Origin of the sequence: Limnobacter alexandrii (assembly GCF_005871185.1) — a bacterium.
In the GTDB taxonomy this organism is placed as follows: domain Bacteria; phylum Pseudomonadota; class Gammaproteobacteria; order Burkholderiales; family Burkholderiaceae_B; genus Limnobacter; species Limnobacter alexandrii.
This window is the reverse complement of the sequence record NZ_SWKN01000010.1, coordinates 169,327-195,170: the sequence shown is the minus strand read 5'-3', so window position 1 is coordinate 195,170 and position 25,844 is coordinate 169,327. Positions and strand designations below refer to the sequence as shown.

The 25,844-nt window shown below is 53.5% G+C and carries 23 protein-coding genes; 13 read left to right on the top strand and 10 right to left on the bottom strand.

Going from position 1 to position 25,844, the window contains the following annotated elements:
* Complete coding sequence (locus FCS97_RS14040) at window positions 1-3,123, bottom strand: efflux RND transporter permease subunit (protein ID WP_138519055.1); 3,123 nt, start codon at window positions 3,121-3,123, stop codon at window positions 1-3.
* Between the two features lie 153 nt (window positions 3,124-3,276).
* Here FCS97_RS14040 and FCS97_RS14035 point away from each other — a divergent pair, with 153 nt between their 5' ends.
* A complete protein-coding gene (locus FCS97_RS14035; RefSeq protein WP_138519054.1) occupies window positions 3,277-4,167 on the top strand; it encodes a DMT family transporter in 891 nt (296 codons plus the stop codon).
* Window positions 4,168-4,171: 4 nt separating this feature from the next.
* On the opposite strand, the gene FCS97_RS14030 is transcribed toward FCS97_RS14035, so the two are convergent.
* The 3 genes from FCS97_RS14030 to FCS97_RS14020 all read right to left on the bottom strand — a co-directional run bounded on the left by FCS97_RS14030 (window position 4,172) and on the right by FCS97_RS14020 (window position 7,128).
* The gene (locus tag FCS97_RS14030; protein WP_138519053.1) at window positions 4,172-5,800 is read right to left on the bottom strand and encodes a Tad domain-containing protein; all 1,629 of its coding nucleotides are present in this window, start codon (window positions 5,798-5,800) and stop codon (window positions 4,172-4,174) included.
* Complete coding sequence (locus FCS97_RS14025) at window positions 5,793-6,230, bottom strand: TadE/TadG family type IV pilus assembly protein (protein WP_138519052.1); 438 nt, start codon at window positions 6,228-6,230, stop codon at window positions 5,793-5,795. Before FCS97_RS14025 ends, FCS97_RS14030 begins: the two co-directional genes overlap by 8 nt.
* 334 nt (window positions 6,231-6,564) lie before the next feature.
* The gene (locus FCS97_RS14020) at window positions 6,565-7,128 is read right to left on the bottom strand and encodes a hypothetical protein (RefSeq protein WP_138519051.1); all 564 of its coding nucleotides are present in this window, start codon (window positions 7,126-7,128) and stop codon (window positions 6,565-6,567) included.
* 133 nt (window positions 7,129-7,261) lie between these two features.
* Here FCS97_RS14020 and FCS97_RS14015 point away from each other — a divergent pair, with 133 nt between their 5' ends.
* From FCS97_RS14015 to FCS97_RS14000, 4 genes are read left to right on the top strand one after another with little or no spacing between them, the layout of a single operon-like run.
* Window positions 7,262-7,645 carry a PA2779 family protein gene (locus FCS97_RS14015; protein ID WP_246066382.1) on the top strand — a complete coding sequence of 128 codons (384 nt, stop codon included), beginning with the start codon at window positions 7,262-7,264 and terminating at the stop codon, window positions 7,643-7,645.
* The gene (locus tag FCS97_RS14010) at window positions 7,642-8,595 is read left to right on the top strand and encodes a PA2778 family cysteine peptidase (RefSeq protein ID WP_138519050.1); all 954 of its coding nucleotides are present in this window, start codon (window positions 7,642-7,644) and stop codon (window positions 8,593-8,595) included. Before FCS97_RS14015 ends, FCS97_RS14010 begins: the two co-directional genes overlap by 4 nt.
* Entirely contained in the window at window positions 8,595-8,861 is a 267-nt protein-coding gene (locus tag FCS97_RS14005; RefSeq protein WP_138519049.1) for a SemiSWEET transporter, read from the top strand. Before FCS97_RS14010 ends, FCS97_RS14005 begins: the two co-directional genes overlap by 1 nt.
* Window positions 8,858-9,589: an SDR family oxidoreductase gene (locus FCS97_RS14000; RefSeq protein ID WP_138519048.1), complete on the top strand. Its 732-nt coding sequence runs from the start codon at window positions 8,858-8,860 to the stop codon at window positions 9,587-9,589. The genes FCS97_RS14005 and FCS97_RS14000 overlap by 4 nt, the downstream gene beginning before the upstream one ends.
* Window positions 9,590-9,596: 7 nt before the next feature.
* Here the strand turns inward: FCS97_RS14000 and FCS97_RS13995 are convergent, their stop codons facing one another.
* Window positions 9,597-10,901 carry an NAD(P)/FAD-dependent oxidoreductase gene (locus FCS97_RS13995; protein WP_138519047.1) on the bottom strand — a complete coding sequence of 435 codons (1,305 nt, stop codon included), beginning with the start codon at window positions 10,899-10,901 and terminating at the stop codon, window positions 9,597-9,599.
* 186 nt (window positions 10,902-11,087) lie between these two features.
* Between FCS97_RS13995 and FCS97_RS13990 the strand changes: the two genes are divergently transcribed.
* Genes FCS97_RS13990 through FCS97_RS13980 form a run of 3 tightly spaced genes read left to right on the top strand, consistent with a single transcriptional unit; the run spans window position 11,088 to window position 16,026 of the window.
* Window positions 11,088-12,248, top strand: a complete 1,161-nt coding sequence (locus FCS97_RS13990; RefSeq protein WP_281283841.1) for an efflux RND transporter periplasmic adaptor subunit — start codon at window positions 11,088-11,090, stop codon at window positions 12,246-12,248.
* 24 nt (window positions 12,249-12,272) lie between these two features.
* Entirely contained in the window at window positions 12,273-15,443 is a 3,171-nt protein-coding gene (locus tag FCS97_RS13985) for an efflux RND transporter permease subunit (RefSeq protein ID WP_138519046.1), read from the top strand.
* The gene (locus FCS97_RS13980; RefSeq protein WP_138519045.1) at window positions 15,427-16,026 is read left to right on the top strand and encodes a TetR/AcrR family transcriptional regulator; all 600 of its coding nucleotides are present in this window, start codon (window positions 15,427-15,429) and stop codon (window positions 16,024-16,026) included. Before FCS97_RS13985 ends, FCS97_RS13980 begins: the two co-directional genes overlap by 17 nt.
* Window positions 16,027-16,058: 32 nt before the next feature.
* Here the strand turns inward: FCS97_RS13980 and cueR are convergent, their stop codons facing one another.
* Together cueR and FCS97_RS13970 are read right to left on the bottom strand one after the other, a co-directional pair.
* Complete coding sequence (gene cueR, locus FCS97_RS13975; RefSeq protein WP_138519044.1) at window positions 16,059-16,478, bottom strand: Cu(I)-responsive transcriptional regulator; 420 nt, start codon at window positions 16,476-16,478, stop codon at window positions 16,059-16,061.
* Between the two features lie 2 nt (window positions 16,479-16,480).
* Complete coding sequence (locus tag FCS97_RS13970; RefSeq protein ID WP_246066380.1) at window positions 16,481-18,712, bottom strand: heavy metal translocating P-type ATPase; 2,232 nt, start codon at window positions 18,710-18,712, stop codon at window positions 16,481-16,483.
* 124 nt (window positions 18,713-18,836) lie between these two features.
* On the opposite strand from FCS97_RS13970, the gene FCS97_RS13965 reads away from it, so the two are divergent.
* The gene (locus tag FCS97_RS13965; RefSeq protein ID WP_138519043.1) at window positions 18,837-19,037 is read left to right on the top strand and encodes a heavy-metal-associated domain-containing protein; all 201 of its coding nucleotides are present in this window, start codon (window positions 18,837-18,839) and stop codon (window positions 19,035-19,037) included.
* On the opposite strand, the gene FCS97_RS13960 is transcribed toward FCS97_RS13965, so the two are convergent.
* Window positions 19,034-19,603: a class I SAM-dependent methyltransferase gene (locus tag FCS97_RS13960; RefSeq protein ID WP_246066378.1), complete on the bottom strand. Its 570-nt coding sequence runs from the start codon at window positions 19,601-19,603 to the stop codon at window positions 19,034-19,036. The two genes, FCS97_RS13965 and FCS97_RS13960, sit on opposite strands and share 4 nt — an antisense overlap.
* A 102-nt stretch (window positions 19,604-19,705) precedes the next feature.
* Here FCS97_RS13960 and FCS97_RS13955 point away from each other — a divergent pair, with 102 nt between their 5' ends.
* The 3 genes from FCS97_RS13955 (at window position 19,706) to FCS97_RS13945 (ending at window position 23,684) form a co-directional block, all read left to right on the top strand.
* Window positions 19,706-21,103: a sodium-dependent transporter gene (locus FCS97_RS13955; RefSeq protein WP_138519041.1), complete on the top strand. Its 1,398-nt coding sequence runs from the start codon at window positions 19,706-19,708 to the stop codon at window positions 21,101-21,103.
* Window positions 21,104-21,183: 80 nt separating this feature from the next.
* Complete coding sequence (locus tag FCS97_RS13950; RefSeq protein ID WP_138519040.1) at window positions 21,184-23,154, top strand: alkyl/aryl-sulfatase; 1,971 nt, start codon at window positions 21,184-21,186, stop codon at window positions 23,152-23,154.
* Between the two features lie 86 nt (window positions 23,155-23,240).
* The gene (locus FCS97_RS13945) at window positions 23,241-23,684 is read left to right on the top strand and encodes a VOC family protein (protein ID WP_138519039.1); all 444 of its coding nucleotides are present in this window, start codon (window positions 23,241-23,243) and stop codon (window positions 23,682-23,684) included.
* 3 nt (window positions 23,685-23,687) lie between these two features.
* On the opposite strand, the gene FCS97_RS13940 is transcribed toward FCS97_RS13945, so the two are convergent.
* Together FCS97_RS13940 and FCS97_RS13935 are read right to left on the bottom strand one after the other, a co-directional pair.
* The gene (locus FCS97_RS13940) at window positions 23,688-25,022 is read right to left on the bottom strand and encodes an NAD(P)H-dependent oxidoreductase (RefSeq protein WP_138519038.1); all 1,335 of its coding nucleotides are present in this window, start codon (window positions 25,020-25,022) and stop codon (window positions 23,688-23,690) included.
* Between the two features lie 84 nt (window positions 25,023-25,106).
* On the bottom strand, window positions 25,107-25,352 hold the full coding sequence (locus tag FCS97_RS13935; RefSeq protein ID WP_138519037.1) for a helix-turn-helix domain-containing protein: 246 nt from the start codon (window positions 25,350-25,352) through the stop codon (window positions 25,107-25,109).
* Between the two features lie 123 nt (window positions 25,353-25,475).
* Between FCS97_RS13935 and FCS97_RS13930 the strand changes: the two genes are divergently transcribed.
* Window positions 25,476-25,829: a response regulator gene (locus FCS97_RS13930; RefSeq protein ID WP_138519036.1), complete on the top strand. Its 354-nt coding sequence runs from the start codon at window positions 25,476-25,478 to the stop codon at window positions 25,827-25,829.
* Window positions 25,830-25,844: the final 15 nt, after the last annotated feature.

Genomic DNA, 25,844 nt, shown 5'->3' with positions numbered 1-25,844 from the left:
TTACTCCTCGACCAGCGGTTTGCCGGGTACTGCGTTTTTCATCGCAAAGGTGAAAATCAAAGGCACCAGAATCAGCGTGGCCACCGAACCAGTCATCAGACCACCAATCACAGCGCGGGCCAGTGGCGCATTTTGCTCAGCACCTTGCCCCAAGGCAGTGGCCATGGGGATCAAGCCCACAATCATGGTCAGTGCGGTCATCAAAATTGGCCGAATTCGCTGACGCACGGTTTGCAAGGCTGCCTCCCAAGCGCCCATGCCCTGCGCCCAGGCATCGCGCGCAAAAGAGGTCAGCAGCACACTGTTGGCGGTGGTAATTCCCATGGTCATGATCAAACCCATGAGTGCAGGCACACTGATGGGTGTTCCGGTTACATACAGTGCAGCCACAGCACCCGACAAAGCCACAGGCAAACTGCTCAAGGCCACAAAGGGCAACACCCAAGATTGAAAATTGAACACCATCACCAACACAATCAGGGCCAGTGCACCCAGCAAGCCAACAGCCAATTCGCGGAAGGCTTCGGTCATTGCGGTGGCTTGTCCGTTAATTTCGATTTTATTGCCGGGCTTCAAGCGCGACTGCAACTCGGCCACGGCCTCCTGAGACTGGGAAGCCAGTACCTTTAAATTGTCCCCGGGGGCATTGGCCAACACACTCACCACAGGTTGCAAGGTTGAACGCACCACCGTGGCCGGCACTGTGCGTGGTGTAATGCTGGCAATCGCACCCAACTGGATACTTTCTCCACTCGGCGTTGTAATCGGCAAACGAAGTAAATCCTCTGCTGAGTTGATGGTTTGCAAAGGAGCCTGCACCTGCACCACATAGGAAATACCGGCTCGGGGATCGGACCAATAACTGGGTGCCACAGTGCCACCTGTGCCCAAAACACCCAACAGGGTTTGCAGTGCATCAGCAGAGGTAATACCCAAAGCCAGCGCCCTGTCGCGATCTATTGACACCACGTATTCTGGCAAATTGCCCACCTGCCGCAGCATCAAATCGCTGATCTCTTCCGAGCCATTCAATTTTTTGAGCAGGTCTTGCGCAATGCCCATATTTCCGGGCACATCACGACCTATGACCCGAATTTCAGCCGAAGTTGGCGTAAGTCCAGACAAGGTTTGATTGGTAATGTCGGCTGGCAAAAACAAAAATTTGAAATCGGGATAACGTTGATTAAGCTCGCTGCGCAACAAGCTTTGATACTCAAACGTACTGGCTTTTTTCGGGTTCAACTCAATCAGCATTTCGCCGTCGAATCCACCAATCGTCATGGTGTCCACCCACGACATGTTCACCGGGTCAGGTTGGCCAATCAGCTCCACAATTTGCTTGACCTCATCCGACGGTATTAATTCACGAATGGTGGTTTGCACCTGTGCAAAGTTGTTGGCAGTTTCTTCAACGCGTGTGCCGGCTGGCCCACGCACGTAAAGTTTCAACAAACCTGCATCGGTGCGCGGAAAATATTGCTGCGGGCTAATCGCCAAAAGGGTTCCCGCACTGGCCACAATCAAAACCACCACCAAGGCCACCACGGGCCACTTCGCACGCAAGCCTGGCAAGCGGTTGGCAATGCCATCGCCCAGGCGGTCAATGGACGCTTCAAGTTTGTGAAAGCCTTTGTAATGTTTGTCGTTCTTGCCCAAGTTCAGAGCAGCCAAGGTGGGTACCACGGTTCTTGAAAAGAAATACGACGCGGCCAGCGCGGCAATTACAGTGATTGCCAATGGCTGAAACACATAGCCTGCAATGCCCTCGAGCAGGAAGATGGGTGTGAACACAATGCAGGTAGACAGGGTGGACACGAATTCAGGGAACGCCACCTGCTTTGCCCCCGCCAGCGCGGCTTGCGGCGCGCTTAAACCCAGACCAATGTTGCGGTTGATGTTTTCAATTTCAACCATGGCGTTGTCCACCAGAATACCCACAGCCAGGGCAAGGCCAGCAAGGCTCATGAGGTTTAGCGTGTGACCGGTCAGTTTGACTGCGATTACCGCCACCAACAGCGAAAGCGGAATGGACACCAACACAATCAGGCTGGACTTGATCGACCCCAAGAAGACAAACACCACCAAGCCGACCAAAAAACCAACAATCAAAATTTCCTTGGCGATGATGTCAACTGCACTTTGTACAAACACAGACTGGTCAAAAATCGGTGTAATTTTCGCGCCAGCCGGGGCCGCCGCCTGGATTTCCGGCAAACGTTCTTTCACTTTCTTGATGATGTCGGTGGTGGATGCATCGCCAATTTTGATCATCGACACCAACACCGCACTGCTGCCATCCACACGGGTCAGGTTGGTTTGAATGGCGCCCCCATCGCGCACATCAGCCACATCACGCAATTTGATGATTCGACCGTCTCTGGCACTGATGGGCAGGTTGGCGAACACTTCCGCACTTTCCGGACTGGCATCCACGGAAATTTGCATGTCACGCACGCCCTCGCGCACATTGCCTGAGGGCAAGGTGAGGTTTTGCTGGTTCACCGCCTGCGCCACATCGGCTGCGGAAAGTCCAAAGGCGGGCAAGGCATCGGGCTTCAAATCAATCATGATTTGGCGGGTCGCGCCGCCATAAGGCAAGGTGAGCCGCATGCCACCAATGCTTTGCACCTGGCCGCGCAGTTGAATGCGGGCGTAGTCGGCCAGTTGGCTTTGACTGAGCGTATCGGAAGACACGACCATGCTGAGAATTGGGCGGCTGGAAAGCGAATTTCGAACCACGATGGGCGGGCTGGTGCCAGCAGGCATGCGGCGCAAGATGGTTTGGGAAATGGCCCCCACTTGAGATAAGGCCACATCAATTTCTACATTGTTCTGAAACACCACCCGAACCAGACCCACGCCGTTGAATGTTTCAGAGGAAATCTCCTTCACATTGTCCACGTTGTTGAGCAAGGCCAATTCAGAGAAGGAGGTAATTTTCGTGGCCATTTCGCGGGCATTCAAACCCTGATAGGTCCACACCACATTCACAACCGGGGTTTTTACTTCAGGAAGAATATCGACGGGCAATTGCCGCAGGGATGACAAACCCAAAATGAACACGAGGATTGCCAGCGCGCCCATCGAGTAGGGCCTTCGCAATGCGTACTTCACCAACCACATTGTTAGTCCTTTAACTGCTGCTTCTTTGCACAGCCCACTTTGAGCGCCGTTGCCCGAAAATGTTCAAAATTTTTGAGAATAATTCTCGAATCCCCGCAAAGGGATCGCTAATTTAAGCATACTTGCGCATTCACTCACTACCTGCTGAAAACCATGAGTCAAGCCAGTGCGCTGCGATTGTTGTTGCTGTCCATGATCTGGGGCTCGTCGTTTGTTTTCTACAAAATTGCAGCGGCCGACATGGCAGCAACGTTCATGGCTGCCCTTCGTGTGATGTTTGGCGCTTTGTTTTTGGGCCTGTTGTTTGCAATCACCCGGAAAGAAACGCAGGTGGCCAAACGCTGGAAATTGATTGCGGCGATTGCGGTATTCGCCTCGGCCCTGCCCTTTACACTGGTCGCATATGCATCCTTTACTGTGACAGCCTCGGTACTTGTCATCATCAACGCCACCGCCCCGATTTGGGCTGCCCTGGTGGCCCTGGTGTGGACGCGTGCCGTACCATCGCCGATGGCTTTGCTTGGACTGGTGTTGGGCTTGTTGGGTGTGGCCATTATTGTAGGTTTTGATGCCGCCACACTAAATACCGAAGGCACAGGGTTGGGTGTGGCTGCTGCACTGGCTGCTGCGGCCTGTTACGGCATTGCCACGAATATGGCCAAGTATTTGGGTAGCGACATTGACCCGCTAACCAATGCCTTTGGTTGCCTGCTGTTGGGTTCATTCATTTTGTTGCCATTTGTACCTTTCAACCTGCCAGAGCAAATGCCGGCGGTCAGCAGTTGGCTGGCCATTCTGGGCGTTGGCGTGTTGTGCAGTGGCGTGGCCTACTTGCTGTATTTCAGGCTGGTGATGGACATTGGCCCCACCTCAGCACTCACTGTGACCTTCCTGACGCCGGTGTTTGGTGTGCTGTGGGGTAATTTGTTTCTGGGTGAAACCGTGGGTTGGCACACCTTGATTGGCGGTTTGGTGGTGTTGGCCGGCACTGCACTTGCAGCGGTATACGGACTGCAGAAAGCGCAAACGGTTGCACCCGATTAAGGGCTTATCGGGTCAGCACAACGCTTTGGCAGTCCATGGAATCCACGTTCACCGTGACTGTATTCAAATCCACGCCCAGCACCTGCAACAAGCCATCGAGAATATTGCCAACCAGCCCCAGGATAGGACTCAAGACTGGTTCAAGCGCATTGAGCAACAAATTCACCAAGCCATTCACCACTCCATTGATCAGCGGCCCTACGAGTGGCAGCTCAATACCTAGGTCCAGTTCAGTGTTTTGCAACAAATTGCCCAGGCTTTCACCCACACTTAACTCGACGGTTTCACTGAAAGGTGCAACCCCGTCAAAGCTGTGCTGAACAGGATCGGAACGCAAACTGGTCTCGGCGGCCAGTGTGACGCCGGCATTGACCAAGCCCAGGAAATTCACATTCAGGATGTCAGCGGGTGCACCGCACTCCAGTGAACCCACCGTGGTGTTCAGGTTACCCGCACTGTCTGAGATACACACCTCGGCCACTGCGGGCACCACCGTCATCACCATGTTGTTTGTGGTGCGTGGATACCGGCAGGTCAGTTCATTCACTTCAGCCAAGCCACCGGCCACGCGCAGTTGAAGCCCAAGGTCAAGTGCACTCAAGTTCACCAGTGCAAGGTTCAGGTTCAAAGGCTGACGAACCCGAACGTCAAGGGCCACCTGGGCTGTTCGGGCAGTGGCAATCGGATTTTTATAGGGCATTTTTCGGCCAACAAACACTTGGGGTGCTTCAAGAATGTTCACGCCCACGTCCAGGTTCAGCAAACCGGATGAAATAGGCAGTACGTAGCCCACACCCTCAACTGCATTCAACAAGGTTACTTGCGCCAGTTGCCCAAGGTTTACATCCAGAGTGGTGTTGGTTCGACCCGATAAATCGAGGGCCAACAAATCGCCCAAGGTCACATTGACATTGTTCAACGGCCCACTCAAGGCACTCAATATGCCTTCAACTTCCATTTTGTCGGCTGCATCGGCATCACCCACCAGCAAAGCATCTTGTAGTAAACCCAATGCCGACAGGTTCAAGGACAACAAATCATTCACATTGGCCACGCCCAGTTCAGTGGAAAGTGCCAACAAATCAACGCGAATATCGCTGCCCAACAAGCTGCCCCATTGGGCCACATTCAAGTTGATTGCGCCGCCGCCCAAAGCAGTCAACAAACCATTCAAGAGGGCAGATTGATTGGTGTCCACGCTGACAAGGCCACTGGACACCGAGCCCACCACAGTGGGCGCCACGGTGGCTTCGGCCAGCACCGACACTTCTCGATTGGGCAAAAACACCAGCAAACCATTGACCGGGCGAACAATGGTGACCCGACTGGTAATGGAGTTGTCGCAATCGTTGGTGGGTGCATTGTCGATAATGCACTCAATGGTCAAATCATCATCCTGGCTGACGCCGTTGGCCAGGGCAATGGCCTGCGCCTCAGCAAACTCAGGGCCATTGGCCATTTGCCGTGCTGCGGTTAAAGCAATCAGATCAGCCACGCCCTGCAGGCGGGTTTTCTCCCAGGCCATGTGACCTACGGCCAAAACACCAAATGCACCCATGCTCATGATGAGCACAAACACGGTCAGGATTGAATAGGCACCGCGTTGTGATTGCTGTGAACTTGGTTTAACCATCGTTGGGCTCCACACGTGTGGTGGACTCGGCCGACAAATTATCGGGCAAGGGGATAAAAAAGGAATTGCCCACCAAAGGGTTGCCACTGTAGTTGGGGTAGTCAAGGCGTACCCGAAGACAAGTGGAGTCACCGCAGGCAAACGAATTTACCGAGGGCACAACACTTTCACGGAAAGACCCCACGTAGGTGGGAAGCAAATCTTCCAGCGCGTCCTGCGCAAGGTTTTCGTAATCACCCGCCGAAAAACCACTTCTGTACACGGTGGCCTGGCGTGCTGCCTCACTGGTGGTGTTGTTCATGATCAACATGGCGCCCAACAGCACTGAATATTCGACAATCGCGAAAATCACAGCCAACAAAATGGGCAGGGTCAGCACCAGCTCGATCATGAGCGCACCACGTTGACGTAATTTTGACCGGATCTTCATGATTGGATTGTCTTTGTCGAATGGGTTAGTCAAAAAGTGTTAAACCAAATTTTACCTAATCACTTTGCCATCCAACACTGCAAATAATAGGAATGAATAGACTGAATTTTACCCTCTTATTTGGGTAAAAGAAAAATATTTCGCTTATATTTCAATTAGATAAACGTTATCGCGATATCAAATCAAAAATCAAACAAACAATTGATCAACGACAAAAGCACCGACATCATGTCAGATTTTTACTTACAAATGATTAACTCACGGCGGTAAAAAAACAAAAGCCGGCTGAAGCAGCCGGCTTTATGAATTCAAACTAAAACGAATTGTTTACAACTTAGTCACCTCGACCCCGACCATGCTTGCCATGTCCGTGGCCTCGATTGTCATGCTTCCAGTGTTTTCCATGGCCACGGTGATCATGGTCGCGGCGGTACTCGCGGCGATCGTAATCACGGCGATCATAGTCCCTGCGGTCGTAATAATCGCGACGGTCGTAACCACCACGGTTTACGTAGGTAATACGGTCGCGGTACACATATCGCTGTTCAATGTAGCGTGGGCTGAAATCGTAGTAATCACGCGACTTCACAAAGTACACAGGGCGTGAACATGCGCCGTAGCGACCACAGTATCGGCCCCACTTCTTCAGGTGCCCGGGGGGCACATGCAAGTAAACCGGGGACAAAATTCGCGAGGGGCGAGTCACAATCAGAGGTTCTGCATACACCAGCGCGGGGTAGCGCCCATTGTCAATATTGACTGACCCGTACACGCCGGGAAGCACTTCCCCACCCACGCCAATCGAGATATTGACGGCTTGGGCCTGCATGGGAGCCAAGGCAAGACCAGTCAAAACAGCAAAACTGGCCGAAAAAATTCTGAATAATCGGTTTTTCATCACAAATCCTCCTTGCGGTGATGTCAACTAAAACGCGGAGGCCTTCGTTTGGTTGACTCGGAATAAATGAGCAGTAAAGCTCGTTTAACCCTATGATGGTCTTTCCCACACACAAGAATGATGGAGTAATAAAATGACTAAAACTATGCGCGCAACGGCAATGGCAGTTTTGTTGAGCTTTTCAAGCAGCTTTATCGTGGCACCGGCCCACGCAGCAATTGTGAGCACCGAAGAAGCGGTGGCCATGCATCAACAAGACCGCTCCGAACTCAAACAATTCTTTGACCGTGAAGACATCTCCAAGGCACTGCAGGCACACGGCGTAAGCCCTGAAGTGGCCAAGGCACGTGTGGATTCCATGACAGAAGAAGAAGCACAGAAGCTGGCAGCCCACATTGAGAACGCACCTGCAGGTGCCGGTATTGTTGGTGTACTATTTACTGTCTTCATTATTTTGTTGGTAACTGACATTCTTGGCCTGACCAAGGTATTTCCGTTCACCCGTTCCGTTCGATGAAATCACGTTTTCCTAGTACCGCCTGGGCCCGCTTGGCGGGCTCAGCAGTACTTGCAGCGCTGTTGGCCTCTTGTTCAATATTGCCGACAGTCCCGCAAGACCTTCAAAACACAGTCCAGACCCAAGCCCCTGTTGAACTCAAGAATGTGCCGTTTTTCGCACAGGAAGAGTTTTATTGCGGCCCGTCCACGCTGGCCATGGTGCTGAACCATGCCGGTGAAAATACTGAGCCCAACAAACTGGCTGAACTGGTGTACCTGCCAGGTCGCCAAGGCAGCTTGCAACTTGAAATGCTGGCCGCCCCGCGCAGGCTTGGCTACCTCAGTTACCAAATAGAACCCAAACTGCCCGCCCTGTTCGATGCACTGAATGCTGGCGCGCCCGTGGTGGTTTTGTTGAACCTTTCATTGCCGGTTGCCCCGCAGTGGCATTACGCCGTGGTGGTGGGTTACGAACCAGGCAGCAACAGCATGATTTTGCGCTCTGGTCCCAAGGAAAGGGAATTGATCCCGGTGGCCACCTTCCTGAAACTTTGGGAGCGCTCCCAGAACTGGGGCTTTACAGTGATCAAAACCACTGTTGAGCCACCGGCCTACGTGAATGCACAAGGTTATTTGAATTCTGCAGTGGCACTGGAACGATCCAGCGCGGAAAAAGCCGGGCAAGCCTACCAGCAAGGGGCAAAAACCTGGCCCACCGAGCCCTGGTTTCACTTCGGCTTGGGCAACCTGGCATACGGCGCCAACAATTATGTTGAAGCCGAGCAACACTACCGCAAAGCAGTGGGCGTGTACCCCGACATGGCAGACGCCTGGAACAACCTGGCTGAAACATTGATCAAGCTGGACCGCAAGAATGAAGCCCGTGCAGCAATCAACAAAGCGATTGCCATCGGCGGTGGGCGCATTGCTGCCTACAAAGAAACAGCCCAGAAAATACAGGCCGATTGATGCAGCTGGACTGGGCCCAAACCCTGGGCTTTGTGGCCGCAGCACTCACCACCTTCTCATTCATTCCGCAGGTGGTTTATTGCTGGAAAACACGCGACACTCGAAGTATTTCTTTGGGCATGTACGCGTGTTTTTGTTTGGGTGTGCTTCTTTGGCTTGTTTACGGTTTGTTGGTACAGCAATGGCCTGTGGTGGTGGCCAATGCGGTTACTTTGCTGCTGGCCAGCTCCATTCTTTATCTGAAACTGAATCAAGAAAAACCATGATCAAAGCAATTTTGACTGGGCACAGCAAGGGGCTTGGTTTGGGCATTGCCCGCGCATTGTTGTCACAAGGACATGCGGTGCTGGGCATTTCCCGATCACACCATGTTGAACTTCAGCACCAATACAACGACAAGCTGCAGCAAATAAGCCTTGATTTGGGTCAATCCATGGCACTGGAGCAGCTTGAAGCCAGCGCACAGCTGGATGAATTCATTGCAAACGCAACACAATTGCTTTTAATTAACAACGCGGGTTTGGTGTCGCCAATAGGGCCATTGAGTGCCCAATCCACAGCCGACATTTCTCGCAGCGTTCAGCTCAACATTGCAGTGCCCTTGGCGCTGAGCGCGATGATTACCCGGACCATTCAAGAGCATCAACAACTTCGAATACTGCATGTGTCCAGTGGTGCCTCGCAAAGCGCTTACCCGGGCTGGAGTGTGTATTGCGCCACCAAGGCAGCGCTCGACATGCATGCCCGCGCAGTACAGGAAGACCAGCTTTCCAATGTGGCAATCTGTAGCCTGGCACCCGGCGTCATCGACACGGGAATGCAAACACAAATTCGTGAAACGGATGAATTGCTGTTTCCCAACAAAGAACGATTCGTCCAGTTGAAAAACAGCAATTCACTGAGCAACCCGGATGTGGCGGGTGAACGCTTGGTGCGCTACATGCTCAGCCCGAGTTTCGGAAAACTCGCCGTAGACGATCTGCGTGCCCACTGATTCATTTTTAATGCAGTTTCACCAACGGTGTGGCGCGCTTGAGCAGAAAACGCGCCATGGCCAGTAAAAAGGTTTTCATGCCACCCAGCACCGCGTAGTGATGCATCAAGTGCAAACTGGCATACATGCTGCGCGCAAAAAAACCTTCTACAAACATGCTGCTGGCCTTGAACAAACCGCCCATCAAACTGCCCACCGAGCTGCGTGAACCCAGCGACACCAGAGAACCATGGTCCTTGTACAGGTAAGGCTTTTCCAAAGCTGCTTTGCCGCGTTCTGCATTCATGATGGTTTTGTAAATGTAGTCAGCCTGCTGGTGGGCTGATTGCGCGCGTGGCGGCACCATGCTGCCATCGGGTTGCATGCAGGCGGCACAATCACCAAGCGAGAAAATGTGTTGTTCGCCCTTCACACGCAAATCGCCCTGCACTTCCAGCTGGTTGTTGCGGTTCACCGGCAAACCCAAACTGGCCAGCCACGCTGGCGCTTTTATACCGGCTGCCCACACGCACAAATCGGCCTTGTAGCGATTGCCACTGGCGTCCTCCACCTGCTTGGCTGAAATTTCAACCACCCTGCAATTGTTGACCACCTTAATGTGCCGTTGCTCCAGCAAACGCAAAGCGGCGCTGGAGACACTTTCGGGCAACACCGGCAATATGCTTGGTGCGCCTTCCAAGATGGTGATGGTCACATCGTTGGCTGCGTCAATTCGGCTGAATCCATAGCGGCTGTGCACATGGCTGGCCTCGCGCAGTTCGGCGGCCAGCTCAACACCCGTGGCACCTGCACCAATAATGACAATGTCCAGACTCGCAGATGGGTCCAGTTTTTTCCGCAAATCAAGCGTGGCCAATTGTTTCAGCATTTTGAGACGAAAACTTTCGGCCTGTTGCGGTCCATCCAGAGAAATGGTGAAGTCTTGCGCACCTTTCACGCCGAAATAATTGGATTGACTGCCCACTGCAATCACAAGCGTTCCAAACTGCAACATTCGCTTGGGCAATACTTCGTCGCCCACATCGTCCCGAACAGCAGCAATTTCAAGTTGCTTGGTCTGTACATCCAGGCCTTCCATGGCGCCCAGCACAAAATTAAAACCATTGTTGTGGGCCAACATGGGATAGGACAAGCCCTCCTGATGAATGTCCAGCGTACCGGCTGCCACCTCGTGCAGCGAAGGTTTCCAGATGTGGTACATCTTGGCATCGACCAAGGTAACCCGGTCCGGACCAAGCTTTCGCCCCAATTTGCAGGCCAGCTCCAGCCCGCCTGCACCACCACCCACAATCACGATTGATGAAAGATCCAAAAAACTTCTCCCTGAAATAAAACACGCTTGTCACATTAGAAACCCAACATGGATTTGGAGCAAATCCCGTTCCTGCGCAGGTGTTTACCCTGAATTGACATAAAAATTCTTCAATGAAAAAATGAACGTTCATTCAGGTCTCTTGTCTATTCACTGTTCCCGCATCGCTAATTTCGAGGTAGTACCATGATTAATCAAAGAAAAACGGCGCTGGGCATCAGCGCCTTGTTGACTGTTGGCACGTTGACCCTGACCGGCTGCGGCAGTCAAGAAGGCGGTGCAAATGCTGCAGCCGCACCCGCCCTGCCCAAGGTGCGTGTGTTTGAAGTGGCTGCCAAGCCTGTGTCGCTTTACACCGAATTGCCAGGCCGAACCAGCCCTTACCTGATCGCTGAAGTTCGCCCACAGGTGAATGGCATTATCAAGGCTCGTCAGTTTCAGGAAGGCGGCGATGTAAAAGCAGGCACATCCCTGTATCAAATTGATGCCTCCACTTACCAGGCTGAATACGCCAGTGCCAAAGCCATGCTTGAAAAAGCTGAGGCCAACCTCACCAGTGCGAAAATTCGAAATGATCGCTTTCAGGAACTGGCCAAGCTCAATGCAGTCAGCCAACAGGAACGTGACGATGCGTTTGCAGCGCTGAAGCAGGCCGAAGCGGATGTGGCCTCGGGCAAAGCGGCAGTTCAATCTGCACAAATCAACCTGAACTACACCAAGGTAACCGCCCCCATCAGTGGCCGAATTGGTCGCTCCAGCATTACGGCTGGTGCCTTGGTACAGCAAGGGCAAGCCAACCCGCTGACCACCATCCAGCAACTGGACCCCATCTATGTCGACCTGACCCAATCCACCACTGAACTGTTGCAACTCAAGCGCGACCTGGAAAGTGGTGTATTGAAAAGTGCAGGCAAAGACGCCGCCAAGGTCACCTTGAAACTTGAAGACGGCTCCAGCTATGCGCAAGAGGGCAAACTTCAATTCAGCGATGTCACTGTCGACCAAAATACCGGCACGGTCACGCTGCGCGCGGTATTTCCCAATCCGAAATTGCAACTGTTGCCCGGCATGTATGTGCGTGCCTCGCTTGAAGAAGGCGTGCGTGATGACGGCATTTTGGTGCCACAAAAAGGGATCATGCGCGACGCGACCGGTGCCCCCTCGGCATTTGTCATCGACAAGGACAACAAAGTTGAAAAACGAAGCGTTGAAACTGCCAGAGCCATTGGCGACCAATGGCTGATTGCAAAAGGCCTTCAAGCAGGTGATCGCCTGATTGTTGAAGGCATTCAGAAAGTTCGCGCCGGTCAGGAAGTAGAAATCCTTTCCGACTCAGAGAACAAGTAATCAACGCCTGGCAGGAGTAGTACCATGTCTCGATTTTTTATTGATCGCCCCATTTTTGCGTGGGTGATCGCCATTGTGATCATGCTGGCCGGCGCATTGGCCATTTTCAACTTGCCCGTGGCGCAGTACCCGGCAATTGCACCGCCCGCAGTCACCATTCAAGCCACCTACCCCGGTGCCTCTGCCGAGACCCTGCAAGACTCGGTCACCCAGGTGATTGAGCAACGCATGACTGGCCTGGATGGCTTCCGCTACATGAAGTCCACCAGTGACTCCACCGGTCGTCTTCGCATTGAGCTAACCTTTGAGCCCGGCACCAACCCGGACATTGCACAGGTTCAAGTTCAGAACAAATTGAGTTTGGCCACCCCCTTGTTGCCTGATGCGGTGCAACGACAAGGTATTCAAGTGACCAAAAGCGCAACGGGCTATTTGTTGGTCATTGCGTTTACGGCAGTCGATGGTGCCTACACTTCCACAGAACTGGCCGACTTCATCACCACCAATGTGCAAGACACCATCAGCCGTGTGAACGGCGTAGGCGAGGTACAGGTGTTCGGCAGCCCCTATGCCATGCGCATTTGGCTGAACCCCGACAAAATGAACCAGTTCAAGGTCACACCCGGCGATATTCGCAGTGCTGTGCAAGCCCAGAATGCACAGGTGTCTGCCGGTGAATTGGGTGGTGCACCCGCTGTGAAAGGTCAAACTTTGACTGCAACCATCACCGCGCAAACCTTGCTTGAAACACCCGAGGATTTCGAGCAGATCATTTTGCGAACCACAAACGACGGCGCAACCGTGCGACTGAAAGATGTCGCGCGCATTGATTACGGCAGTGAAAACTACAATATTTTGCCGCGCTGGAATGGTCGAAACGCCTCGGGTATCGGTATCCGCTTGGCTTCGGGCGCGAATGCGCTTGACACGGCTGAAGGCGTGATCGCCGAAATGGAGCGAATTACGCCCTTGATCCCGGAAGGCATGGAATGGGATGTGGCCTACGACACCACACCTTTCGTGAAAATTTCCATTGAAGGCGTGGTCAAAACCCTGATCGAGGCGATCATTCTTGTGTTCCTCGTGATGTACCTGTTCCTGCAAAATTTCCGCGCCACGCTGATTCCCACCATTGCGGTGCCCGTGGTGTTGTTGGGTACATTTGCAGTGCTTTCCACGTTTGGTTTTTCAATCAACACACTGACCATGTTTGCGATGGTGTTGGCCATTGGCTTGCTGGTGGACGATGCCATTGTGGTGGTGGAAAACGTGGAACGTGTGATGGCCGAGGAAGGTTTGTCGCCCTTGGAAGCCACACGAAAATCCATGGACCAAATTACCGGTGCCTTGATCGGTATTGGCCTGGTGCTCTCGGCCGTGTTTGTGCCCATGGCATTTTTCCCGGGTTCTGCGGGCGTTATTTACAAACAGTTTTCAATCACCATTGTGTCAGCCATGGCCTTGTCGGTGCTGGTCGCGCTGGTGCTTACACCCGCCCTGTGCGCGACCATGCTAAAGCCCATTGAGAAAGGCCACAGCCACGAGAAAAAGGGCTTCTTCGGCTGGTTCAATCGCAAGTTTGATTCAAGCAATGCGCGTTACCAAAGCGCAGTGGGGCGCATGCTTCACAAGTCGGGGCGCTACCTGATCATTTACGGCGGCTTGCTTGCGGTTGCCGCATTTATGTTTACCCGACTGCCCACCTCATTTCTGCCGGACGAAGACCAAGGCGTGTTTTTCACGCAGGTGCAGTTGCCAGCAGGGGCCACACAAGAACAAACCTTGCAAGTACTCGCCAAAATGGAAGACTACTTTCTGAACGAGGAAGGTGGCAATGTGAAGTCCCTGTTCACCGTGGCAGGTTTCAGCTTCTCCGGCACCGGTCAAAACTCGGGCATCGGCTTTGTGCGCCTGCGCGACTGGAGCGAACGCCCTGGCAAAGAAAATTCTGCGGCAGGCATCGTTCAGCGCGCATCCAAAGAATTTGCAAGCTGGCCAGAAGCACAAGCCTTTGCATTCGCGCCGCCTGCCATTCGGGAATTGGGCAATGCGTCGGGCTTCAACCTGTTCATTCAAGACCGCACTGGCTTGGGTCGAGATGCCCTTTTGCAGGCCAGAAACAGCATGATTGGCGAAGCCGCAAAAAACCCGGTGTTGGCTGGTGTTCGCCCCAACGCCACCGCCGACACGCCGCAATACCAGCTTGACATTGACAATGCCAAAGCAGGTGCCTTGGGTGTCAGTGTTTCGGAAATCAGCGACACGCTTACTTCTGCCTGGGGTGGCAGTTTCATCAACGACTTTCTCGACCGGGGTCGGGTCAAGCGCGTGTACATGCAGGCCGATGCACCATTCCGCATGTTGCCTGAAGACCTCAATCGTTTCTATGTGCGCAACAACGATGGCGAAATGGTGCCCTTCTCCAACTTCTCCTCAGCTGAGTGGTCCATGGCATCACCACGCCTTGAGCGCTACAACGGCTTGCCTGCGGTTGAAATTCAGGGGCAAGCTGCACCGGGCATGAGTTCAGGCGATGCCATGGACGCCATGGAAGCGATTGCCGAAAACCTGCCAGATGGCATGGGCATTGAGTGGACTGGCTTGTCGTACGAAGAACGGCAATCCGGTTCGCAAGCCCCCCTGCTTTATGCGCTTTCGCTTTTGATCGTTTTTCTGTGTTTGGCTGCTTTGTATGAAAGCTGGTCCATTCCGTTTGCGGTCATGCTGATTGTGCCTTTGGGCGTGGTGGGTGCCCTGCTTGCAGCCAGTGGCCGCGGCCTGGCCAACGACGTGTACTTCCAGGTGGCCTTGCTGACCACGGTGGGCTTGTCCGCAAAAAACGCGATCCTGATTGTTGAATTTGCCAAAGAGCAATTTGACCAGGGCCGTGATTTGCTGGAAGCAACGCTGGATGCAGTGCGCATGCGTTTGCGCCCCATCATCATGACCTCGCTGGCCTTTGGTCTGGGTGTGGTGCCCTTGGCCATTTCGACAGGTGCGGGTTCAGGCAGTCAAAACGCGATTGGTACCGGTGTGTTGGGCGGCACAATTTCCGCAACCGTGTTGGGCATTTTCTTTGTACCCATGTTCTTTGTGGTGGTTACTCGCTTGTTTGGCAAAAAACAGGCTGAGAAAAACGCCAACCTGGCTAGCAACGACCAATCGGGGGGAAGCAGCAATGATCAACGAGGCTAAAACCATGACCAGCAAAGCGGAACTTCGCCGCCAGCAAATTCTGGATGCTGCGGCCGAGTGCTTCAGGAAAAGTGGTTTTCACGGTGCCAGCATGTCCGAGATTGCAAAATCTTTTGGCATGAGTGCGGGCCATATTTACAATTACTTTGAAAGCAAGGAAGCCATTATCGAAGCCATGGTCAAGCGCGATCTTGACCAGGCGCTTGAGCGGATCGCTAAAATTCAGGGTGAGAAAGACATACTGAAAGCCATGCTTGGCACGGTGGATGAAGGTGTTCAGCGGCGCATTGATCGCAGCGAACTGGACACTGAAATTTTGGCCGAGGCCGCCCGGAATCCGAAAATTGCAGCCACGGTTCAAGGCACCGATTCAGTGATTCGCGAAAAGGTCACGAATCTGATCAAAGGCATTCAGCCCTTAAAAGACTCGCAACCCTGCGAACTCAATCTTGCAGCCAAATCAACCATTCTGATGGCCCTGTTCGATGGACTTCAAATTCGGGCCATACGCGACCCGAACATGAAGGCCGATGACATTGCCCGCGTGTTGAAAAGCGTCATCCAGCAAATGCTTCAAAGCTGACACCCATGAAGCAAGCCCGGCATCGCCGGGCATTATTGCGCGGCCAAGCCATCAAGAATTGGGCAATCCGGGCGGGAGTCGCCTTTGCAACAATGCACCAAACGCTCAAGCTCAGACTTCATCGCATTCAGTTCACGAATTTTCGACTCCAGCGCATTCAAATGCGATTGCGCCAGTTTTTTCACCTCCCGACTGGGGCGACTTTTGTCTTGCCACAAACCGAGTAATTCCTCGATCTGCTTGATTGAAAACCCGAGATCACGTGAGTGTCGAATAAAACGCAGCAAGTGTAGGTCGCGACTGTTGTACAGCCTGTAGCCCGCATCGGTGCGATTGGCCTCGGGCAACAAACCCACCTGCTCATAGTGGCGAATCATTTTGGCTGTGATGCCCGACTCCATGGCCGCTTCACCAATCGTGAACCATTCCTTGCGTGTCCATTCCGCGTACATAATCACTTCTCCACCGTTTCAGGTTTAAATACTTTCGGGTTCCAGCGCGTCAGCAACAGCGCATTGCTGACCACACTGACTGAACTGAGCGCCATGGCTGCACCAGCAACCACCGGGCTGAGCAAGCCCATGGCTGCCAGAGGAATACCCACGGCGTTGTAAACAAATGCCCAGAAAAGGTTCTGCTTGATCTTGTTGTAAGTGCGCCTGGAAATATCGATGGTTTGCCCCACTAGCACCGGATCGGGTCGCATCAGCGTAATGTCGGCAGCGTGCATGGCCACCTCGGTGCCGCTGGACATCGCAAAACTGACATCGGCTGCGGCCAGTGCCGGGGCATCGTTAATGCCATCGCCCACCATGGCCACCACCTCGCCTTGTTGACGATAATGCGCCACGGCTTGACTTTTGTTGTGGGGCAACTGCTCAGCCTGCACTTCGGAAATACCCACAGCCTGTGCAACCCGGTGTGCGCTGAGTGTTGAATCGCCAGTCAGCAACACAGACTTCACCCGCATGGCCTGCAAACTGCTTACTGCAAGGCTAGCACCTGGTTTCAATGCATCGCCAAAGCCAATCACACCAAGCAGGGCCACCGATCCTTTGTTTTCTTCAGCCACCCACGCATGGGTAGGCGCATCGTCTGGCAGTTGTTCAATCACTGCGTTCAGGGCCGAATCTGATACACCCAGCTCACGCATCCACCGCGCAGTGCCCACATATACACGTGTACCGTTTACAAAGCCGCTCACCCCCCGCCCTGGTTGATCTTGCAGTTGAGTTACTGCAGGCCATTGAATCCCCTGCGCTTGCACGTAGGACAGCACTGCCGATGCGAGCGGGTGCGCGCTACCGGCTTCAACTGCCGATGCGCTGGCAAGGAAGTGGCTCAGACCATTGGAGTCGAATGGTACCGCAGCAACCACCGAGGGTTTGCCCTCCGTAAGCGTACCTGTTTTGTCGAATACCACCGTGTTGATTCGGTGCGCCATCTCAAGCGCTTGCGCATCTTTGATCAAAATTCCGTGGCGTGCTGCCACGCCTGTTCCCGCCATAATTGCCGTAGGTGTGGCCAAGCCCAAGGCACAGGGGCAGGCAATTACCAACACAGCCACAGCATTCACAATGGCCAACTCCAGATTGCCGCCTTGTGCAATCCACATCCAATAAATCAGCGTGAATGCTGCAATCACCAACACCACCGGCACAAACACTGCGCTTACCTTGTCCACCAGCTTTTGAATATCCGGCTTGGCGGCTTGCGCGTCTTCAACCAAACGAATAATTTTGGCCAAGGTGGTTTCAGCACCCACTGCGCCCACCTCAATCACCAAGCGTCCGTCCAGATTCACTGCACCGCCGGTGACTTTACTGCCTGGTGATTTCTCAACCGCCTGGCTTTCTCCGGTAATCAAGGCCTCATCCACACGGCTCTCACCCTCCAGCACCCGGCCATCCAGCGCAATGCGCTCACCGGGTTTCACCACCACATGCATACCCACCGTAACACTGGCAATTGGCAGCACCTTTTCCTGTCCATGTTCAAGCACTGTGGCCGTGTCAGGCCGCAAGGCCTGCAAAGCCGCAATGGCTGCGGTGGTTTGCCGTTTGGCGCGGGCCTCCAGCCACTTGCCCAGCATGACCAAGGTAATCACCGCCGCCGAAGCCTCAAAATACAGGTGGGGATTGCCCTCACCCACCATGTAAACCGACAAGCCGAATGCCGCCGAGGTACCAATGGCCACCAGCAAATCCATATTGCCGGTACGGTTCTGGATGGCCTTTAGTGCCCCACGGTAAAACCTGGCACCCAACCAGAACTGCACTGGGCTGGCCAGCAGCAATTGCACCCAACCCGGCAACATGTAGTGCTTACCAAACAACATACCCACCATGGGCAAGACCAGCGGAAGCGTTAGCAAAGCACCCCAAAGCACCATCTGCCCTTCTTTGTCGACCTGCTTTTGTGCTGTTGCGCCGGCTGTAACTTGCGGTGACTGCGGTGTGTCCAGAATCGGCCTGGCCTCATAACCAGCCTTTTCAACTGCAGCCAACGCTGCGGATAGCAATTCTGGTTTGCTTAGTTGAACGCGTGCTTTCTCGGTGGCCAGGTTCACCGTGGCGCTGATCACACCGGGTGTGGCCAGCAGGGCCTTTTCAACTGCGCCAGAACAAGAAGCGCAACTCATGCCGCCCACGGCAATGTCGATGGTGTTGGATGATATGTTGTTCATGCCTGCTCTCTTCGATTTGATTGAAGCATTTTCAACCTTGCCATGATGTCAAGGTCAAGGCCTTGACCTTACCATGATTGGAAGGTTCAGACTACAATGGTGATCAAACCAATGGAGCATTCGAATGATTGAACTCACAGTTGAAAAAATGAAATGCGGCGGCTGTGCCGCCAATGTGGAACGCGCAGTGAAAGCGCAAGACGTGACCGCAACAGTGCAAATTGACCTGACGCAAAAGCTGGTTCAGATTCAGAGCAACTTGCCTGCAGCCACTTTGGCCAAAACAATCAGCGAAGCGGGCTATCCTGCCCAGGTGAAGTCCTAAGCCGTCTCGGAATACGCCGCGCCCCAGTAGTTGTAGGTGAATGCCCTGGGGCCAGGCACATACATGGTTTCAATTTCATTCACCTGAAACCCACCCTCCTTCAACAATCCCGGAATATCGCGATTCAAGTGGCACCCTCCAGCCAGCTTCCCCCACACAGGCTGTAAGCGGTTTTGTGTGTTGCGCACCGCTTCATCAGGCGCCACGCCATGCTCACAAAACAACAATTTCCCGCCCGGCTTAAGCACGCGTCGCATTTCTCTTAAAGCCGGCACGGGTTCGGGAATGGTGCACAGGGTGTAAGTCATCACAATGGTGTCGATACTGGCATCGGGCAAAGGAATCTTGTCGGCAGGCAAACCCAACAACTCCACACTCAGCCCGGTTTTTGCAATGCGCTTTTTCGCCAGTCGGTGCATTTGCGTGGCAGGGTCCAAACCAATTATCTTCTCTACTCGGGTAGCATCGTAATGGCGCATGTTCAAGCCAGTGCCAATGCCAATCTCCAGTACCCGGCCGGTGGCTTTGGGCACCACCTTCTGGCGCTGCCTGTTGATCGCTTTCATTCCACACGCAAAATCAAGCAAGGTGGGCAACACGTGGCGATCGTATAATTCAGCAAACAGTCCCAATTTTTTCTACCTTTTTATTGAGGAAACAACACCACCATGCACAACAATCCGGATCAATTCAGTTCCAAAATTGGCTTTGTGCTTGCAGCAGCAGGATCGGCTGTTGGCATCGGAAACCTGGTTGGTTTTCCGGTAGCGGCTGCGAAAAATGGTGGCGGCGCATTTTTACTACTTTACATTTTTTTCGTGGTGGCCATCTGCCTGCCGCTAATTCTAGCCGAGCTTAGCCTGGGCCGCGCAACCGGGCAAAGTCCACTGGGCGCGTTCAAGCAGGTTTCCAAAAACAGCAAAATTTGGGCATTTGCAGGGGCCTTGTCCCTCATCACGCCGTTCATGATCGCGGTGTTCTACAGTGTACTCACCGTTTGGTTGCTGGGGTACTTTTTGCAAGTGCTCTCGGGTCGCCTGGACGAATTGGCCACACCAGTGTATTTCGGTGGTTTTATTACCAGCCCATGGATATTTGCATACTTGGCGGCAGTTATTGGCATGGTGGTTCTGGTGTTGAAAGGTGGTGTCCGCGACGGCATTGAAAAAGCAGCGCGACTGCTCATGCCCATGCTGTTCATCATGCTGATCGGTTTGGCCGTGTTTGTACTCACGCTGCCCAACGCTGCGGCAGGCCTGAAGTTTTATTTCACCCCGCAGCTGGACCGAATTACCTGGAGCGTGGTCAACGGGGCCTTGTCGCAGGCCTTTTTCTCCCTGTCGCTGGGCATGGGCATCCTGATTACCTACGGCTCGTATTTGCGCAAGCAAGACAACCTGGTTCAATCAGCAAAAATGCTGGCCTGCACCGACACTGGTGTTGCACTGGTAGCAGGCCTAATGACCCTGCCCGCAATTTTTGCAATTTACCCCAGCACCAATCCCGGTGAACTCAGCGACTCCTCCGTGGGTTTGATCTTCTCGTTTTTCCCCAATATTTTCATGGCCATGGTTCCCAAGTTTGGTTACTTGGCTGCCAGCTTTGTTGCAGCCACTTTCTTTCTGCTGGCCTTTGTCGCTGCAATAACCTCACTGGTATCCATCATTGAAGTGCCGGTGGCGGCTTTGAAAGCAGAGAGCAAGCAGACTCGCAACAAAGCGCTGACAGTGGTCATTACCGGGGTGTTGCTGGGCGCAGTATTCAGTGCTTTGTCATTCGGACAGGTGAAATGGTTGTCGGAATTCGCGTTTTACTCGGGCATGAACAAGTCATTGTTCGACGTGCTGGTTGATGTGTTTTACGACACCATATTGCCCTTCAACGGTTTATTAATTTGCTTGCTGGTGGTGTGGCAATGGAAACGCCACAACATGGCAGCGGAAATGGCAAGCGGTGGCGCAACAGGCTGGTTGGAGCGATACACCCACGCCGCCATCGCATTCTGGATTCCCGCCATTCTGGCCACCGTATTTGTGGTTACTGTCATCAACAAGTTTTTCAGTTGATGGCAGGCTAGATTACTGGCACGCAAAGTGCCACTTTTTGTGCTGTAATAGGGAAAAACCAAAATTATTCCGGAGACAGCATGAATCCATTCACCGCATGGCCTACCCCTGCTTTGCTTTCAATCGCCTTGTTGGCCGCCTGTTCAAAGGCGCCAGCACCCATCGACCCCAACAGCGCAGCCAGCGAATTCACACAAGCCTTCCATGCCGAAGTTGCAGAAAGCACCGATTTGGTGGACACCGCCAACAATGCCGATGCGCGCAAAGGCTTGATCGCCAAGCCCACTGGCAAGGTGTTAAACGACGCAGGTGAGGTTATCTGGGATTACGACGAATTCAATTTCATTGATGGCAAGGCCCCTGCCACAGTGAACCCTAGCCTGTGGCGCCAGGCCAGCCTGAACAATCAAATTGGCCTGTACAAAGTGGCCGATCGCATTTACCAATTGCGCGGTTTCGATTTGTCGAACATGACCCTGATTGAAGGCGACACCGGCTGGATTGTGGTGGATGTGCTCACCAGCGAAGAAACTGCGCGCGCTGCCATGGCTTTTGCGCGCGAACATTTGGGCGACAAACCAGTGACAGCCATTGTGTTTACTCACAGCCATGTGGACCATTTCGGCGGTGCACTGGGTGTGCTCAGCGCTGAAGAAGTGGCAGCACGCAATGTGCCTGTGGTGGCCCCAATCGGCTTCATGGAAGAGGCCACCAGTGAAAACCTGCTGGTGGGCATGGCCATGGCGCGCCGTTCCATTTACATGTACGGCAAACGCCTGCCGCGCAGCCCGGAAGGCCTGATCGACAACGGTTTGGGCAAGGCCGTGGCCTATGGCAAAGTGGGCATATTACCGCCCACACTGGTGGTGAAAGAGCCCAAAGAAACCCATGTGCTCGACGGGCTTGAATTCATGTTCCACAACGTACCCGGCAGCGAAGCACCTTCCGAGTTCGTGTTTTACCTGCCCACGCTGAAAGCATTTGGCAGCGCAGAACTGTTTGGCCACACACTGCACAACCTGTACACCCCGCGCGGCGCCAAGGTACGCGATGCGCTGAAATGGGCCAATTACATGGATGAGGCCATTGCCTACGCAGGCGATGCCGAAGTGATGTTTCACCAGCACAACTGGCCCGTGTGGGGTTCCGAGAACGTGCGCAGCTTCATGGAAAAGCAGCGCGATGTGTACCGCTTCATTCACGATCAAACCGTGCGCCACATGAACGCGGGTTACACCTCCACGGAAATTGCAGAACAGGTGAAAATGCCACCAGCCCTGAACAACTTCCTGAGCGGTCGCGGTTATTACGGCACGGTGTCGCACAACGTGAAAGCGGTGTACCAGTTTTACATGGGCTGGTTCGATGCCAACCCCGCCAACCTGAACCCCCTGCCCCCGGTTGAAGCTGCCAACCGGTATGTGGACGTGGCGGGCGGCATGGATGCGCTGCTGACCAAGGCCGAAGATGCTGTGAACAAAGGCGAGTACCGCTGGGCAGCCGAGTTGTTAAAACATGCCGTGTATGCAGAACCAGAGAATGCGCGCGCCAAAGGCTTGTTGGCCCAAAGTTTCGACCAGATGGGCTACATGGCCGAGTCTGCGCCCTGGCGCAATTTTTACCTGACGGGTGCGCTTGAATTGCGCGAAGGCGGTTACACAGAAGGCTTCAAACGCACGGCCTTTCTCGACATGCTGAAACACACACCCACAGAACGTTTTCTGGAAGCCATGGCCGCAGCACTGAACAGCGAGAAAGCGGAAGGGGAAGACATTCAAATCAACCTCGTGTTCTCCGACACCCAAGAAAGCTATGTACTGCGAATCAACAACAGTGTGCTGCACCACCGCGCAGGCAAACCCGAGGAGAATTCTGCAGCCACATTGACGCTCAGCAAACCTTTCTTCTTGAACATGATGACGGGTGAGGCTGGTGCAACCGATTTGCTGTTTTCAGACCAAACCAAAATTGATGGCAGCACGATCAAGCTGGGTCAGTTTTTCGGCATGCTGGAAAAGGCGACAGGCAACTTCAACATTGTGACGCCGTAAAAGATTCGGGTTTCCACGATTGGCCGGGAAACCCGAACAACCCTATAGTGTGTGAATGATCAATTGCACATTCACTGGTAACTCACATGTCCACAGTTCAAGCCAAACACAGCACGCTTCAGCCCTTTCACCTCGCATTCCCTGTCACAGACATCGAAGTAGCCCGCAAGTTTTATGGCGAAGTGATTGGCTGTGAAGAAGGCCGTAGCGCCCCGCATTGGGTAGATTTCAACTTTTACGGCCACCAGCTTGTGGCGCATTTGGCACCCGAAGAAGTGGGCTGCAAGGCCAACAGCAGCGTAGATGGCCACGCCGTACCGGCCAAACATTTCGGTGTGATTTTGACGATGGATCAGTGGAATGAATTGGCCGACAGGCTGAAAGCTGCGGACACCAAGTTTGTGATTGAGCCGTATATTCGATTCAAAGGCCAGGTGGGAGAACAGGCCACCATGTTCTTCATGGACCCATGTGGCAATGCGCTTGAATTCAAGGCTTTTGCCAACATGGATCAAATTTTCGCGAAGTGAGCGTTAGTTAAAAGTACGTTCCATTTCACGGCGGAACTTCACCGCCGTGGAATTCGCATCAAACGCCACATCATTCCAACCCACGGCCTGCCCGGCTTTCACGGGTTTCAACAACTTCACACCGTGCGCCAAGCCCAAGGGCAAACCGCCCAAGGCCAACGATTCCTTTGCAGGCAGCAACTTGCCATACACGGTGTAGCCACCTTCCCCATCCAGCATTTCACCAGCCTGCAAATCGCGTTTGGCTGTGGCCACCACATCGCCATGCCAGCAGATGGGCGCGCCTGTGGCCTCGCCACGAACACCGATGGATGCCACTGAAATGCCAAGTTCCAGACCAATCAAGTGAAAGGGCTTGTACATGCTGGAATACTGCCCGCTGGGGTCGGTGATCAAGCCATATTCCTTGAAGCAACGGGCCACGTATTCACTGTCGGCTGCGAAGGTGACGTACACGCCCCAACGCAAGTCGCGAAACACCGGGCGGATGTCGCGCTCAACACTTGAAATCACTTCCACCTGCCCGCGCTGATCCAGAATGCCACCATGTTCACGCGGCTTTAAAATCCTCGCCAAATCATCGACACCCACTGCCGGAAACTTCAAACCACTGGGCGCGGCCAGGCCGGTTGCGTTGGCCACTGCCGCCATTTCAATCGCGCTTTTGGTGCCATCCAGAAAGCTGTTGAACATTTGCGCATTCATGCCACCTTTGGCTGCATCTTCGGCAGTCAAACCGTAGTGGTTCCACACGGTGTCAGGCGTGCTCTCGTGATAGGTGGGCAAATACTTCGTGCCTTTGCCTGCGGCCACCACCGAAAATCCTGCAGCACGCGCCCAGTCCACCATTTCGAAAATCAGTGCGGGCTGGTCGCCATACGCCAGCGAGTACACAATGCCTGCTTCATCGGCCTTGCGTTTTAGCAAGGGGCCTGCAAGTGCGTCAGCCTCCACATTCACCATCACAATGTGTTTTTTGAATTCGCAACAGGCCAGCACATGGGCAATGCCCACAGCGGGGTTGCCAGTGGAATCGATGATGATGTCGACAAAAGGCGACTCAATCAGCTTCATGCCATCTTCAATGATTGCTGTATTGCCTTGTTTCGCAGCGTGTTCCAGGGTGGCTGAGTTGTAGGCCTCCTCTTTCCAGCCCACGTTTTTCAGCGCTGCACGCGCTCGATCGGGTGACAAATCTGCAATGCCCACCATCTGAATGCCGGGTGAACGTGGCACTTGGGAAAGATACATAGAGCCGAACTTGCCCGCACCGATCATGCCGACGCGCAGGGGCTTGCCCTCAGCAGCACGTTGCTGAAGCTTGGAGAATAAATTCATGAATGCCTTGTGAATAGGGTGAACGCGCTAAATGAATTCAGATTACCTCGAGTGCTGACGCCACAAAACCCGAACTATCCCTAATCACGGTTTGAGCATTTCCCACAACTCGAAGCCCACAGCCCGGGACAGTTTTTCCATGTTGTCCACCGAGATATTTCGCTCCCCGCGTTCAACCTGCCCAATGTAGGTGCGATGCAGTTCAGCGCGTTCGGCAAGAACTTCTTGGGAAATTCCCAGGCACTGACGGGCCTCGCGCAAACGGAGCGCGAAGACCAGACGAGATTGGAAAGGATGCAATTTGGAGTGCTTGGACCGGGATTTTGCCATGCACGAAAGGTTCTATTTCTGACCAATTTGGGTCTACAGACTTTAAGTAGCATGTGGTAAGTTAAAGGTTCATGGTTCCGTTCTGTTGGTCATGTCAAACCCACGCCAATATAGGCAATTCCAATGAAGCGCATTTTGATTCTTGAAGACCATCAACCCCTTGCTCAAGCGCTTGCAGACCTTCTGCACCATATGTACAAACCGGTATCCATTCAATTGTTTGAACGGCTTGAAGACCTGAAGGCGAATGGCCTGGACGCGGACCTCTTGATTTCTGATCTGCGCCTGCCAGACTCTGATGCCATCGACACCGCACATTTTTTACTTGAACACGCCCAATCCATTCAGATTGTTTGTCACTCTGCCGCGCGACGTGAGGGCTTGCTCCTGAGCAGAATGAGCCTGGGCTTGATCATGTTTCTCGAGAAAGGTGAAGACCAGGATTGGGCGAAAGAATTGATGAGCCTGCAGGTTTGAGACGGGCCTGACTGC